This is a genomic window from Ruficoccus sp. ZRK36 (genome assembly GCF_019603315.1).
GTDB lineage: Bacteria > Verrucomicrobiota > Verrucomicrobiia > Opitutales > Cerasicoccaceae > Ruficoccus.
The window spans coordinates 3,520,444-3,534,063 of record NZ_CP080649.1; the positions used below are offsets into that span (position 1 = coordinate 3,520,444).

Consider the following 13,620-nt stretch of genomic DNA (forward strand, 5'->3'; position numbering starts at 1 on the left):
CAGAGCGTAAGCCTATAGCTGTTAAAAACTTGCCGATGAGCACGACCCCCTCAAAGACCAAGCCGACCTACGTGACGCTCTTTCGCTGGCTACTGGGCATTTCCCTGGCTTTGGTCGTCATCCTGGCTGGAGACGAGTTGGCCCCTCATCTCCCACAGGCCGAGGAGTGGATCGTCAGCCAGGGGTGGCTGGCCCCTGTCTATTATATCCTGCTCATGAGTATGCTCACGCTGGTATGTGTACCGCTGGACTTACTGTTAATTGCCGCCGGCATGATGTTCCCGCTCGGCAGTGGCTACCTCTATGTAGTGGTAGGCCTCTACACCAGCCAGAGCCTTATCTTTTGGGTATCACGACTTCTGGTACACCAGCGCGTGCAGCGATGGATCGAGCGTCGGCCAAAGATGAACGCAATCAGCCGTGCCATCGAGCACGATGGCATTAAGCTCCTGCTGCTTCTACGACTGGCGCCGATCCCGGCCTCCCCGATCAGCTACCTGATGGGGGCCAGCAGGATGAAGTTCTGGCGTTTTTGCGTGGCAAACCTCGGGCTGCTTCCAGTGGCCTTCGTCTCCCAGTATGTCGGATACGCAGCTATCCACGCCACCCGCGACACAGCCCCCAAACACTCAACCCTAACGATCCAGGACCTTACGCTCTACGGCGGCCTGGCTGTCGCGATTATCATCGTCGGCTTTATCGGGCACATTGCCCACAAAGCCCTTAAAGAGATTGAAGCCAACGCTTAATTAGTATTCATTTCGAATAGCCTCGATAATTCCACCTTATGGGATTCCCCTTTCATCCCCGACTTCGCCCCCTAACGATCTTAACGGTCATTGGGCTGGTGGTGGTTTTGCTGTCGAGCTGCTCGCGCCCGTCTCCACCCTTGATCAAGCTCGGCATCACCCGTTGGCCGGGAGGGGCATTTCTGTTTCTGGCACAGGAGAAGAAATACTTCGAAGAGGAGGGCGTGCGGGTGCAGCTGGTGGAGTTCGTCTCCACCCCTGACGCCATCGACGCCTACAAAGCCGGTGAGATCGACGGTATGACCTGCTCGACACTGGACATGGTCAAGGCCGCCGAAGAGTCCCGGCGCATCCCGCAGGCTTTTATCGTCTCCGACTCTTCCAACGGCGGCGACGTCATCATGGCGCGTGACGACATCCACCGACCGGAAGAACTCTCAGGCGCTCGCATCGGCTGCGAGAACTCCCACCTGTGCAAGTACCTGCTACAGTCGGCCCTGGATGATGCCAAGCTGTCCGAGGAGCAGATCGATATCCACCACATCACCCAGCTAGCGATGGAGGATGCCTTTCGCCAGGGGGAAGTCGATGCGCTGGTCACGCGTCCGCCTGTCTCGATCCGTCTTGAGCGGGAGCCTGGGGTGCATGCGATTTACTCCAGCTCAGAGCTTCCGACAGATATCCTCAACGTCATCGTAGCCGATAAGACCTTGATCGACCAGCAGCCAGAGGCGATACGCTCCGTGATCCGGGCCTGGGAGCGCGCGTATAAGTTTTACACGAAGAACCCTGACCTGGCTCAGCGAATGATGGGCCAACGCATCGGACTGAGGCCCGATGAATTTGCACGCTCATTGGAGAAAATCCGGCTTGTTTCGCCTGAGGAAAAGGAGCATTATTTCGGAGAAGACCAGGGCCTGCTCGTGAGCACCGAAGATACCCACCGCAAACTTTGCGACATGGGCATCAGTGATCGTGAGTCAGCCGTAGAGAAACTTATCGCACCGGCAGCCCTCACCACCCAGCCATGAGACCTCCCCAATCTGCGCGCCGCGGCCTGACTCTGTGGCTCAAACTGCTGATCCCTCTCGTATTGATCGGAGCAGTTGGCGGGATTGTAGGGATCGCCTGGAACAAGCTGTTTATCCGTGAGCACATGGAGGAATCCACCGCCCACCAGGCCTCTGTGGTTGCTACGGCCATCCGGCAAACCTTTTACCTGAACACCGATGAAACCGAGCGCATCCGGACCGTCACCCGGTTCGCCGCTGAGGATGGTGTTGACCGTATTGTGGTCGTCGCAGGCCGACCCGCGATGATCGTCGCCGCCTCCGAGCTGTCGTTGATCGGCAAGCCGCTGAGCTCTCTCAATCCGGCCACCGTCAATATGCTCGGCAAGACCTTTGACACAGGGATCGCCCAACAAAGGCTGGTTGAAAATAAAACCCCCTGGAGCTTTACGGAGGCTTTTTCTACCCTACTGCCCGGCAGCGCCCAATCCGTGCCAGCTGCCGTCCTCGTGGACATTGACTCGGAGAGCTACCAGTCAAAGCTCGTCGGACTGGGTAACAAGATGATCCTGCTCTGGTACGGGGCGATGGGGCTTGTCGTTTTGCTCACCTTTATCGCAGTGGACCTGATTGTCCTGCGCCCGACCAAGCTGATCACGAAGGCCATCGACCAGCAGGCCGACGGTGACACTGACGCCAAAGCACCGGTCGTGGCCGATGACGAAATCGGCGACATGGCCCGCCGCCTCAACCACATGCTGGAGAGCCTCTATGAGGCCCAGCGGCTGACGCGACGCCTTTCCATGGTAGCAGCCCGCACCACGAACGGCTGCGTCATCACCGATGTGCAGGGGCGCCTGGAGTGGATCAACGAAGGGTTTACGCGCATCACGGGCTACACCTTTGCTGAATGCCGGGGCAAGAAGCCGGGCGATTTCCTCCAGGGAGAAGACACCGACCAGAAGAGCATCGAGATCATGCGGGAAGGTGTCCAAAACCAGAAAGGCTTTAACGTAGAAGTCCTCAACTACCGCAAGGACGGCAGCCCCTACTGGGTCAGCATTGAGACCCAGCCCATCCATGACGACAAGGGGCGCCTCTCGGGCTTCATGGCGATCGAGGCGGACATCACCGAGCGCGTCGAAGCTGACAAGGCGATCAAGGAAAGCCAGGAGCGCTGGGACCTCGCGCTGGAAGGAAGCCGCGACGGTGTCTGGGACTGGAACCTGTTGACCAACGAGGTGTTCTTCTCGGCGAACTGGGCGCACATGTTTGGCTTTGAGCGTGATGACATTTCCAACCGCTTCGATGAGCTGACCAGCCGCATCCATCCCGAGGACCTCTCCCGGGTCATGAATGAAGTGCGCCGCCACTTCGCCCGCGAAACACAGATCTACGAGTGCACCTACCGGATGATCCGCCGGGACAAGTCCGTCTGCTGGGTTCTTGACCGGGGCAAGGCAGTCTTTGACGAAAACGATCGCCCCTACCGCATGATCGGCACCCATACCGACATCACGCAGCAGATGGGCCGTGAGGAGGAGCTACGCAAAGCCAAGAACAAGGCCGAGGAGCTTAACGCCAAGCTCAAGGAGGTCGTAAAAACGGCCTGGGATTCAACCCTGGAAGCGAAACGCGCCAACCAGGCCAAGAGCGCATTTCTGGCCACGATGAGCCATGAAATCCGCACCCCGATGAACGGTGTGATCGGCATGACCGGTCTGCTGCTGGACACTGGCCTGAGTAGCGAGCAGCTCGACTACGTCCGGACGATCCAGAGCAGTGGTGAAGCCCTGATGACGATCATCAATGACATCCTTGACTACTCCAAGATCGAGGCTGGAAAAATCGAGCTGGAGAAGCTCCCCTTCGCCGTCGCGGACTGCATTTCCGAGACCCTTAACCTGCTTGCCCCGAAGGCTGACGAAAAAGGTCTGGAGCTGACTTACTCCATCTCCGAGAACGTCCCCCGCACGCTGATTGGTGATGCCAACCGCCTCAAACAGGTGCTGGTCAATCTGGTCGGCAACGCGGTCAAGTTCACGGAGCGCGGGCAAGTGGTCGTCTCAGTCCAGACCGAGCACCTGGGCAACCACCTGCACCAGCTCACCTTTATCATTCGGGATACCGGCATCGGCATTCCGGAGGACCGGATGGACCGCCTCTTCGACTCGTTCTCGCAGGTCGATGCCTCCACCAGCCGCCGCTACGGTGGCAGTGGCCTGGGCCTGGCGATTTCGAAGCGCCTCGTCCGCCTCATGAGTGGCGACATCTCCGTCGTCAGCGAGGAGGGCCATGGCTCGACGTTTACCTTTTACGTGCAGTTCCCTGCAGAGCCCCAGCAGGGCAGAATCCGCGCCAGTGGCACCCCCAGCCCGGTGGCCGGTAAATACGCGCTCGTCATCGTGGCCGATCAGGGCGAACGTAACATGCTCATGCGCGAACTGCGCGCCTGGGGCATGAAGGCCTTTGCCGTCGATTCCTCTCAGGCAGCCACCAATCTGCTGGAGAACCGCCAGGCGGTGGATATCGTCATCCTGGACTCGGAGATTTCGAATCAGCACAGCCCGGACTTAGCCAAAGAGCTTAGAGCCCTGCCGGGGCGGCAGGATCTGCCCATGATCCTATGCTGCGCGACCGCCTGCAATGCCTGCGCGGATGTCTTTGATGCGATTCTGAGCAAGCCGGTGAACACCAGTCTGCTGCGCAAGCATGTCGAGCGGACCCTCCGGAAGGATTTACCAGAACCCGCCGAAAAGGAATCCCCTCCAGTCCCTTCTCCCGACAATGATGACCGTGAGCTGGCAAAAAAGTACCCGCTAAGCATCCTTTTGGCAGAGGACAATCTGGTAAACCAGAAGGTTGCCAGCCTGATCCTGAACCGGTTCGGGTATACCGCCGACATCGCCAACAATGGGGGCGAGGCCGTAGCGGCCATGTCCGATGTCCCCTATGATGTTATCCTGATGGATGTGCAGATGCCCGAGGTAGATGGCTACGAGGCCACCCGCCGCATCCGCAAGCTCCAGGGCGAGCACCGCCCCTACATCATCGCACTGACTGCCGGCGCCATGCAAGGGGACCGGGAAGCAGCCCTCGAGGCCGGGATGGACGACTACCTGAGCAAGCCCGTAAAGCAGAAACAGCTGCTGGAAGCCCTCTCGCGCGCCTACGCCGCCACCCAAGCTGAACGCTAAGGGGAAGGTGGGCTATCAGCAGGCGTCGAGTCTTCTATAAGACAAGACTCGAAACAAATTTTACGGTGCTTACGGGTTGCGCCGTGTCGGAGCATCGCCCAAGCTTCCGGCATGAAAGTACTCGTTGTGGGGGGAGCCGGTTACATTGGCAGCCACTGCGTGCGACAACTCGTCGCCGCGGGGCATGAGCCGGTTGTTTTGGACAATCTGGTATTCGGGCACCGTGGTGCGGTCGCCGAAGACATTCCGTTTTACACGGATAACCTGGGCGACAAAGAAGCCGTTCGCGCCATCCTGAAAAAGGAAGGCATCGAGCTGGTCATGCACTTTGCGGCCTACGCCTTTGTCGGCGAGTCCGTGGACAAGCCCCTCAAGTACTACGACAACAACCTCGTCGCCACCCTGCGCCTCCTCGAAACCATGCTGGAGGAAGACGTGAAGAAGTTCGTCTTCTCATCGACCTGCGCCACCTACGGTGTGCCCGCCGGGCTGCCCATCGTCGAGGATATGCCGCAGGCTCCGATCAACCCCTACGGCCAGACCAAGCTCGACGTCGAGAACGCCCTCAAGGCCCTCGCCCACGCTCACGGGCTGAGCTTCGCGGCCTTCCGCTACTTCAACGCAGCCGGCGCTGCCACCGATGGCACCATCGGTGAAGACCACCACCCGGAGACGCACCTGATCCCGCTCGTCATCGACGCAGCCATGGGCAAGCGCGACAATATCAAGATTTTCGGGACCGACTACGATACGCCCGACGGCACCTGTCTGCGCGACTATGTCCACGTGGACGACCTTTCCCGCGCCCACATCGCCGTCTTTGAGAAGCTCGCCACGCCCGGCACCGGCTGCTTCTACAACCTCGGTACCGGCACCCCCTACAGCGTGCGCCAGGTCATCGATGCGGTGGAGAAGGTATCCGGTAAAAAGGTCACGGTGGTCGAAGACGTCCGCCGCCCCGGCGACCCGCCCGCGCTCTATGCCGACTCTTCCAAGGCCAAGAACGAACTGGGCTGGAAGGTGCAGTTTGACAGCGTGGAAAAGATCGTCGAAACGGCGTGGGCCTGGCACTCCACCCACCCCAACGGCTACGGCGACAAGTAACCCGTACCGGCGCAAACGCGCGCGTAATTTTCTTTCAGAAGGCAGGGCCACCGTGGTCCTGCCTTTTTTATGCCAGTATGGGTAACGACGCCTAGACTGGGAGTCTTCGGCTTGCGAAGATGAACTTTTTCCTCTCGGGCATGTCCATGCAGGCAGACATACCATACCGCTGTCAGGAAAGGCCGGCTCTCACGACTAAATCGGCCAACAAGATTAACTCACACCAAATTCAATCCCTATGAAGCACTCGATCCTCCGCTACGGCCTGGCTGCCGGGCTCCTCTCTGTCCTCGTCGCCTGCTCTGACATGGCCACCAGCAAGGCTGACGCCGCTGTTGATCCGACCTCCACAATCTTCATGGCTAACCAGCCTGGCGTCCCCAATGGCTGGGTTACGGACTTCAAGGGCGCCCTCGAACTGGCCAAGAAAGAAAACCGCCCGGTACTGATCGACTTCACCGGATCTGATTGGTGCGGCTGGTGCAAGAAGCTGGACCGCGAGATTTTCAGCAAGGATGCCTTTAAGGAATACGCCAAGGATAACCTGGTCCTGCTCTATCTGGACTTTCCCAGTGGTAAGCCGCAGAGTGACGACCTGAAGGCCCAGAATGCCCAGCTCCAGAAGGAATTTGGTGTGCGCGGCTTCCCCACCCTCGTCCTGCTCAGCCCCGATGGTAAAAAGATCTGGGAAAACGTCGGCTACCTCAAGGGCGGCCCCGATGCCATGATCGCCGCGATCAATAAAGCCACCGGTAAGTAATAGCCGTTTCTTTTGTAGGGCTGCGGCAGGACAGAGTCCTGCACCCGTGATCCTCCGGATCACTGATGGCATATTCAGGAGAGAATGCCACAAACAGACAGCACCTCATCTTCATGGTTTACCCCCAAAAGCGGCGGCACCCGGTTTTAATGCTTTGCTCAGCGATTACTGAAACCTGCTAAGCTGGTTTCAGTAATCGCTGACACGATGCGCAGCATCGAAAGTGCAGCCTTCGGCTGCCGCGGGAGTGGGGCGCGTAGCCCCGCAAACGTTCGTCTTCAGATCTGGTAGTCGCCGCCAGTGTGGCTCTCGTGCAGACCGCATTCGCGCTTGCGGCCACCGAAGCGCGTGTCCTCGGCGTTCATGCCTGCCTCCAACTTGGAGGTGCTGTGCCAGTCTCCGACCGAGACATAGCCCTGATCCCAGAGCGGGTGGTAAGGCAGGCCGTTATCACTCAGATAATTGTAGATATCGCGATCGGTCCAGTCGATGATCGGATACGCCTTAAAGGTCTTGTTCTGGCGCTCCAGCGGACGCAGATGCCCCCGCGTCGATGACTGCACGCGGCGCAGACCGGAGATCCAGGCCTGAGCATCGAGCTCGCGCAGAGCGCGATTCATCGGCTCGACCTTATTCTCCAGATTATAGTTCTCCAGAGCGGCCACATCCTGCTCCCAACGCTTACCGTCCACAGCCTCCTGCATCGCTGCGGTGCGGCGCGGCGTGTAGATCTTGAGGTTGAGGTCGAGGCGCTCGGTCAGCTCCTGCGCGAAGCGATAGGTCTCGGGAAAAAGATAGCCGGTATCGACGAAAATGACCGGGATGCCCGGCACGACGGTGTTAGCCAGATGCAGCAGCACAGCCGACTGCACGCCGAAGCTGGTACTCATGACCAGCGAGTCCCCCCAGCGCTCATGGGCGCGGCGAATGCGCTCGGCCGCCGGGAGGGCAGTCAGCTCTTCGTTTTCCCGCTTGAGATCAGGGTCCAGAGTCGGCATGGTCAGTGCTGTCATGATGCTGATTATTTTACTTAATTAGGCAATTTAGTAAAGTTATTTTGGCATTTTTAATTATCACCCTGATGTCCAGCAAGATAGCATCGGTCGAAAAGGCCCTGAACCCCGCCGAATACGCAGCCGGAGTGAAAATCGCACGCGCCGTAAAGGAGGCCGGAGGCCGGGCGCTGTTCGTAGGCGGCTGCGTACGCGATGCCCTGCTGGGCCTGCGCTCGAAAGACGCGGACATGGAGGTGTTCGGGCTGGAGGAGGCCGTCCTGCTCAAACTTCTACGCCGACGCTTCGAGGTAAACGTTGTCGGCCGGGCTTTCGGGGTGTTCAAACTACGGGGACTGGAGCTGGACGTGAGCCTGCCCCGGCGTGAATCCAAACAAGGCACCGGCCACCGCGGGTTTGCCGTGACCGGCGACCCGCACATGAGCCCGCTGGAGGCCGCTTCACGGCGCGATTTCACCATCAACGCCCTTTCCTGGGACCCCTTGTCTGACGAGCTGATCGACCCCTTTAACGGTCGAGCCGACCTGGAAAAGCGTCTCCTGCGGCACACGTCGGACAAGTTCTCCGAAGACCCCCTGCGCGTGCTGCGCGCGATGCAGTTCCTCGCACGCTTCGAGCTGGCAATCGCTCCCGAGACCCTCGAACTGTGCCGGAGCATCACCCCCGAGAACCTGCCCCGCGAACGGCTCTTCGCCGAGTGGGAGAAGCTCATTGTCAAAGGCGTGCGCCCCTCGCTCGGGCTAACCTTTCTGAAAGAGAGCGGCTGGGTCCAGTACACCCCCGAACTGGACGCGCTCATTGACTGCCAGCAGGACCCCAAGTGGCACCCCGAGGGCGATGTGTGGACGCACACCCTGCACTGCATGGACGCCTTTGCCGCGCAGCGCACCGGTGACGCCTGGGAGGACCTCGTCGTCGGCCTCGCTGTGCTCTGCCACGACATGGGTAAGCCCGGCACGACCTATACCGACGAGGACGGGCGCATCCGCTCACCCCGGCACGACGTGGAGGGGATTATCCCGGCAGAGAAATTCCTGCGCCGCCTGACCAACCAGCAGCAGCTGATCGAGGATGTCCTCATCCTGGTCGAGACACATATGCGCCCTGCCCTGCTCCACAAGGACGAGGCCAGCGACTCCGCCGTGCGTCGCCTCGCCCGCAAAGTCGGGCGTATTGACAGGCTGATACGCGTAGCGCAGGCAGACATGGGAGGACGCCCTCCCCTCTCCGCCGACTTTCCTGCCGGGCAGTGGCTGCTGGACCGCGCCGATAATCTCGCTGTCAAAGACGCTGCTCCGGCCCCGATCATTCAGGGGCGCCACCTGATCGCACTCGGACTGAAGCCCGGTAAGCATTTTAGCCCGTTGATAGACGCCTGCTACGAGGCGCAACTCGACGGGGCCTTCCATGATGAGGCTGGCGCGGTCGCCTACCTGCGCGGGCTGGTGAATAAAGACGACACCCTATCATGCTGACAGCTGCTAGTTTAACACATCTATACTGGCAGAGGCGAATGTCCCCTAAGCAATATTCGGGCTAGACCCCGCGCCGGAAACGCTTTTACATAAGCACGTACGATCAACCGGGACGGACTGCAGCGACCTATCATGCGACTTGAGGATCACCCTTTCTTTCATGCTTCCGATGTGGAGGATATTCGTCCGCTGGCTGAAAAGACAGCGATCGACGAATATAGGAAAGGGGATGTCATCTTCAAAGAAGGCAGCGGGTCGGATACGCTTTGCCTCGTGCTTGAGGGCACAGTCGCCTTTACCAAGACCATTCCCGGCGAGGAAGAGGACCGCATCATCAGCTACAGCGAGGCGGGCAACTTCTTCGGCGAGGTCGGCATCTTCACCGGAGCCCCGCGCGCACTCAACGCCATAGCCATGACGACCCCGGTCAAGATCGCACAGATCCACCGGGACAATCTGGTCGACTTTATCAAGAGCACGCCGGGGCCGATCGAGCAGATCCTCGGCAGCATCGTCAACCACCTGCATGCCACAACCCGGCACTATGTGGACGACATGCTCCAGAAGGAGAAGATGGCGATGGTCGGCACGATGATGAACACCATCATCCACGACTTTAAAAACCCTTTTACCCTGATCAGCCTGGGGGCACAGCTGCTGCGTAGCCAGCATCCCGACCCCAAAACCGTGCGCATCTGCGAGAACATCGAGGCCCAGGTCCAGCGCATGGTGGAGATGGCCAACGAACTGAGCGAGTTCTCTAAGGGCGAGCAACACCTGAACCTGACCCGTATCGATCTGGCAGCGCTGTGCGAAAAGTTCAGGCAGATGAACGAGCCATTCTTCCAGCACGACCGGGTGGTAATTGAAATGCGTGCCACCCCCGTGACGATCATGGGCGAAGAGAGCAAGCTCATCCGCGTGCTCCAGAACCTCGTCGGTAACGCCATCGAGTCCTTTGATGAGGACCAGCGCGGACAGGTGCAGATATTTGTCCATAGTCTGGAGAAAACCGCAGAGATCATTGTCAGCGATAATGGCAAGGGCATCCCCGAGTCGATCCGGCACAATCTGTTCAGCCCGTTCATCACCTACGGCAAAAGCCGGGGCACCGGGCTGGGCACCGCAATCGTCAAGTCTATCGTGGACGCACACGATGGTGAGATCGACTTCGAGACGATGACCGGGGCCGGCACGACCTTTACGATCACTCTACCCCGGGCCTAGATTTATCTTGGGCTGGCGAGGCTGGTATCCTTACTTGCCATCCTGCAGGTGAAAACGATCAATCTCGATCGACTTCTGAATCATCTCGCGGTACTTCCGCTGCTCGAGCACCTGGATGCGGAAGTAGTTGTAGGTCCACTCTCGTGAGTTGGCGTTGAGAAACTCATCAATATCCTGCCAGAGCAGATTTTCCACTGATGTAAGGAAATGATCACTGGCTCGTGAGATGCTATCCTGCATATCCGAGCTGCTGACCGCCCGTCCGTTGCGAATAGAGGCAACCCGATTCTTATAGGCGGTGAAGATATTTCGCAGCTCGATGTCATTGTAGACTTTCACATCAGCGAACCCCTTGCTGAGTTTGTAGAGATCCTGGGTGCGCTGGGCAATCGCCTCGTAGCGCTCATTCACGCGCTGAAACCGCTTCCAGTTACCGATGTGCTGCCACTCACTGATATTATCGAGCCGGAAGGCATACATCTCATCCTGGGTCTCACCGTTATAGTAGATCATCGCGTAGGAGACGATTCCCATCACCTTTCCGGTGTCATTGTGAATGATCGGGCTGCCGCTATTCCCGGGCTTTACCTCTGCGGTATGCCGGAAAATATTATGACCGAGCCCATCGATCCTTCCCTTGTTCATCTGAACGAGGCGCTTGCCCAACGAGTTACCGTAGACCGTAATTCTATCGCCATCTTTGACGTTAAACTCCACGTCCTCCAATGCTTCGAGAGGCTGGTATGCATAGCGAAAAAGTCGCTTCGGCTTTTCAGCGGGGGCTGCTGCCTTCTCCCCATCCTTGCTATCATCGGTCGCTACATTCTCACCACTGGCTCCATCCTCACCGCTCGCACCATCCGTCTCAGGCTCTGCTTTCGGAGCGGGATCGTATTTCGTCGGTAAAACATACTCAGGGAAGATCGTGCGGTAATTTGTAATCTCTACAACGGCCACATCCTCATTGCGGGCGAGATAGATATTATCGAGATCCACCTCCACGTCATGGCCTGAAATCGTAAGAAAATGGGGAGATTCCATCCCCGCCAGCACGTGGACATTCGTGACGAGAAAGACCTTACCGCGCCACTCCATGATAAAGCCAGTACCGCCCTCCTGGTAGCTCATGTAGGTTTCGTCAGGCGAGAGTTCCTGGATCAGCACGATGTTGTTATCGAGTCTCTCCTCCGTCACGACCTTAGGCTCTGTGTCCTTGTTTAGGTCGTCGTGAGCAGGCTTGCCATAATGAAAAAAGTAATAGTAGCCGCCACCGATCAGCGCCAAAAAGATCAGACATGCGATCAGAAACGCTCCCTTTGAGGAGGGTTCCTCGTAACGGCTGACGTACTTTGTACGCGGCTTTACACTTTGAGAGTAGTCGTTCCCGAGCTTCGGCGGGAGGTTCTCATCAACGAGTTTTACTTTTTTGGGCATGGCAGCAGAGAGGGCTAAAAAAACTAAAATTCATCGTATCAACAACGAATATCAGACACTTGAAGGAATCACTCGGCTGGCAAGATTTCAACCGAATAATCACTCAGGCACCGAGCCCGCGCTCTGCATAAGCGAAAACAATGGAGGAGATTAGACCCCTCGCCGCGCGCTCACGATTGGCGCGCCAGCTTGCGGATAAGGTCGAACTCGGCCTTGGCAACCGGAGTGATAGAGAGGCGGTTACCGCGCTGGGCCACACGCATGTCCTGCAGTTGCGGATGCTCCTTGATCTCGTCGAGCGTGACGGTGCGCGGGAAGGTTTCCTTCCACGTCACCTCGACCATGCACCAGCGGGGATTTTCCGGGCTGGCCTTCTCGTCGAAATGCTTGTGGCCCTTTTCCCATGCCGTCGGGTCAGGCCGGGCCTCACCGGTGATCTCGCACACGCCGACCACGCCGACCTCCTTAGTGTTCGAGTGGTAGAATAGCCCAAGGTCACCGGTCTTCATCTCGTCGCGCATGAAGTTACGCGCCTGATAGTTGCGGACACCATCCCAAGGCTCAGTCTGCCTGGGGCGGGCCTTGAGGTCGTCGATGGAGAATTCAGAGGGTTCGGACTTAAAGAGCCAGTAGTTGCGGGCCATATCAGAATACTAGGCAGATAAGAGGAGTGTTGGCCATGCAGAACACGCAACAACGGATCAACTGACGGACGCTTTTTCCTTACCGTGGAACTGTTTTTCCCACTTTTTCTGGTTTTCGTTGGCCTCGCGGATGTAGGGCGTGAACGCCGCAGAGGAGAGCACGAGCCAGTTAAGCAGATTAAAGGGAAACTTCACCGGGCGCACAAAGTCGACGAAAAGTACCACACGTACGCCGTCGGTATCGTTCCAGACCTCGTGGTCGAAACAGTCGTCGAAGACAATGCCCTTCCCCTCTTCCCAGACGATGTACTGGTCATCCACGCGGATACGGCACTGCTCCTTCGGCTCGGGCACGACGAGCCCGAGGTGGTAGCGCAGGACGCCGTTATAGGGCCCGGTGTGATGCGGGATATGCTTACCGGGCGAGAGGATGCTGAACATCGCGGTCTTGATCCCCGGTATGGTCTTGATCAGGCGCGTGGTCTCGGGGCAGACCTTCTGGTTCTCTTCACAGTTCACGCCGTAACCAAGCAGAAAGAAGGTCTTCCAGTTGTTATCGTTCGTGATGGAGGAGACATCGGGGGAAATGTCGTGAAAGTTCGGCAACTCCTCCCGACGCTCGAGCAGGCTGTCCAGCTCGGCACGCACGAGGTGCCACTGCTTGTCGATCTTCCCTACCCACGGGAACTCGGCAGGATCGTAGACCGGCGGGTTACCGTGAACAGAGTGCTTGGCAATACGCTTTTCCACCCACGACAGAAAGCCGGTGAACATTTTATCAAAGGTAGAGGTGGGAGTCTTCAGGCGTTGCTTTTCAGATTCCATGGCGGATGTCCTTGTCTGCGGGTTGAGCGCATCTAATGGTGCGCAGTCTGTTCTATGAACCGTTATAGTGTTTATCAGTTTTTATGTTCAATGCAAAAAGGCCGCGGGCGCAAGCCTGAGACCGCAATAATAGTAAAACTGATACCGCTAGCGACATAACCGGCGCTAGCATAGCCGCTAAA

11 protein-coding genes are annotated in these 13,620 nt (G+C 58.2%); 7 read left to right on the forward strand and 4 right to left on the reverse strand.

Features of this window, described 5'->3' with window-relative positions; all coding sequences use genetic code 11:
• Positions 1-35 precede the first annotated feature (35 nt).
• The 5 genes from K0V07_RS15365 (at position 36) to K0V07_RS15385 (ending at position 6,820) form a co-directional block, all read left to right on the forward strand.
• On the forward strand, positions 36-749 hold the full coding sequence (locus K0V07_RS15365; protein WP_220622272.1) for a VTT domain-containing protein: 714 nt from the start codon (positions 36-38) through the stop codon (positions 747-749).
• Positions 750-787: 38 nt separating this feature from the next.
• The gene (locus K0V07_RS15370; RefSeq protein WP_220622273.1) at positions 788-1,780 is read left to right on the forward strand and encodes an ABC transporter substrate-binding protein; all 993 of its coding nucleotides are present in this window, start codon (positions 788-790) and stop codon (positions 1,778-1,780) included.
• A complete protein-coding gene (locus K0V07_RS15375) occupies positions 1,777-4,956 on the forward strand; it encodes a response regulator (protein ID WP_220622274.1) in 3,180 nt (1,059 codons plus the stop codon). The genes K0V07_RS15370 and K0V07_RS15375 overlap by 4 nt, the downstream gene beginning before the upstream one ends.
• A 111-nt stretch (positions 4,957-5,067) precedes the next feature.
• Positions 5,068-6,060 (forward strand): UDP-glucose 4-epimerase GalE, encoded by a 993-nt coding sequence (gene galE, locus K0V07_RS15380; protein ID WP_220622275.1) that lies wholly within the window; start codon positions 5,068-5,070, stop codon positions 6,058-6,060.
• A 238-nt stretch (positions 6,061-6,298) separates the two neighbouring features.
• Entirely contained in the window at positions 6,299-6,820 is a 522-nt protein-coding gene (locus K0V07_RS15385) for a thioredoxin family protein (protein ID WP_220622276.1), read from the forward strand.
• Between the two features lie 278 nt (positions 6,821-7,098).
• On the opposite strand, the gene K0V07_RS15390 is transcribed toward K0V07_RS15385, so the two are convergent.
• The gene (locus tag K0V07_RS15390; protein ID WP_220622277.1) at positions 7,099-7,833 is read right to left on the reverse strand and encodes a phosphoadenylyl-sulfate reductase; all 735 of its coding nucleotides are present in this window, start codon (positions 7,831-7,833) and stop codon (positions 7,099-7,101) included.
• A 68-nt stretch (positions 7,834-7,901) separates the two neighbouring features.
• Here K0V07_RS15390 and K0V07_RS15395 point away from each other — a divergent pair, with 68 nt between their 5' ends.
• Positions 7,902-9,308 (forward strand): polynucleotide adenylyltransferase, encoded by a 1,407-nt coding sequence (locus tag K0V07_RS15395; protein WP_220622278.1) that lies wholly within the window; start codon positions 7,902-7,904, stop codon positions 9,306-9,308.
• Between the two features lie 132 nt (positions 9,309-9,440).
• Complete coding sequence (locus K0V07_RS15400) at positions 9,441-10,535, forward strand: HAMP domain-containing sensor histidine kinase (protein WP_220622279.1); 1,095 nt, start codon at positions 9,441-9,443, stop codon at positions 10,533-10,535.
• 30 nt (positions 10,536-10,565) lie between these two features.
• On the opposite strand, the gene K0V07_RS15405 is transcribed toward K0V07_RS15400, so the two are convergent.
• The 3 genes from K0V07_RS15405 to K0V07_RS15415 form a co-directional block, all read right to left on the reverse strand.
• Positions 10,566-11,969: a serine protease gene (locus K0V07_RS15405; protein ID WP_220622280.1), complete on the reverse strand. Its 1,404-nt coding sequence runs from the start codon at positions 11,967-11,969 to the stop codon at positions 10,566-10,568.
• 170 nt (positions 11,970-12,139) lie between these two features.
• A complete protein-coding gene (locus K0V07_RS15410; protein WP_220622281.1) occupies positions 12,140-12,613 on the reverse strand; it encodes an EVE domain-containing protein in 474 nt (157 codons plus the stop codon).
• Between the two features lie 57 nt (positions 12,614-12,670).
• The gene (locus tag K0V07_RS15415; RefSeq protein ID WP_220622282.1) at positions 12,671-13,438 is read right to left on the reverse strand and encodes an aspartyl/asparaginyl beta-hydroxylase domain-containing protein; all 768 of its coding nucleotides are present in this window, start codon (positions 13,436-13,438) and stop codon (positions 12,671-12,673) included.
• Between the last annotated feature and the right edge of the window lie 182 nt (positions 13,439-13,620).

Excerpts from the sequence above, each read along its gene's own strand:
- K0V07_RS15365 (WP_220622272.1), top strand. The coding sequence starts at position 36 with ATGAGCACGACCCCCTCAAAGACCAAGCCGACCTACGTGACGCTCTTT.
- K0V07_RS15370 (WP_220622273.1), top strand. The coding sequence starts at position 788 with ATGGGATTCCCCTTTCATCCCCGACTTCGCCCCCTAACGATCTTAACG.
- K0V07_RS15375 (WP_220622274.1), top strand. The coding sequence starts at position 1,777 with ATGAGACCTCCCCAATCTGCGCGCCGCGGCCTGACTCTGTGGCTCAAA.
- galE (WP_220622275.1), top strand. The coding sequence starts at position 5,068 with ATGAAAGTACTCGTTGTGGGGGGAGCCGGTTACATTGGCAGCCACTGC.
- K0V07_RS15385 (WP_220622276.1), top strand. The coding sequence starts at position 6,299 with ATGAAGCACTCGATCCTCCGCTACGGCCTGGCTGCCGGGCTCCTCTCT.
- K0V07_RS15390 (WP_220622277.1), bottom strand. The coding sequence starts at position 7,833 with ATGACAGCACTGACCATGCCGACTCTGGACCCTGATCTCAAGCGGGAA.
- K0V07_RS15395 (WP_220622278.1), top strand. The coding sequence starts at position 7,902 with ATGTCCAGCAAGATAGCATCGGTCGAAAAGGCCCTGAACCCCGCCGAA.
- K0V07_RS15400 (WP_220622279.1), top strand. The coding sequence starts at position 9,441 with ATGCGACTTGAGGATCACCCTTTCTTTCATGCTTCCGATGTGGAGGAT.
- K0V07_RS15405 (WP_220622280.1), bottom strand. The coding sequence starts at position 11,969 with ATGCCCAAAAAAGTAAAACTCGTTGATGAGAACCTCCCGCCGAAGCTC.
- K0V07_RS15410 (WP_220622281.1), bottom strand. The coding sequence starts at position 12,613 with ATGGCCCGCAACTACTGGCTCTTTAAGTCCGAACCCTCTGAATTCTCC.
- K0V07_RS15415 (WP_220622282.1), bottom strand. The coding sequence starts at position 13,438 with ATGGAATCTGAAAAGCAACGCCTGAAGACTCCCACCTCTACCTTTGAT.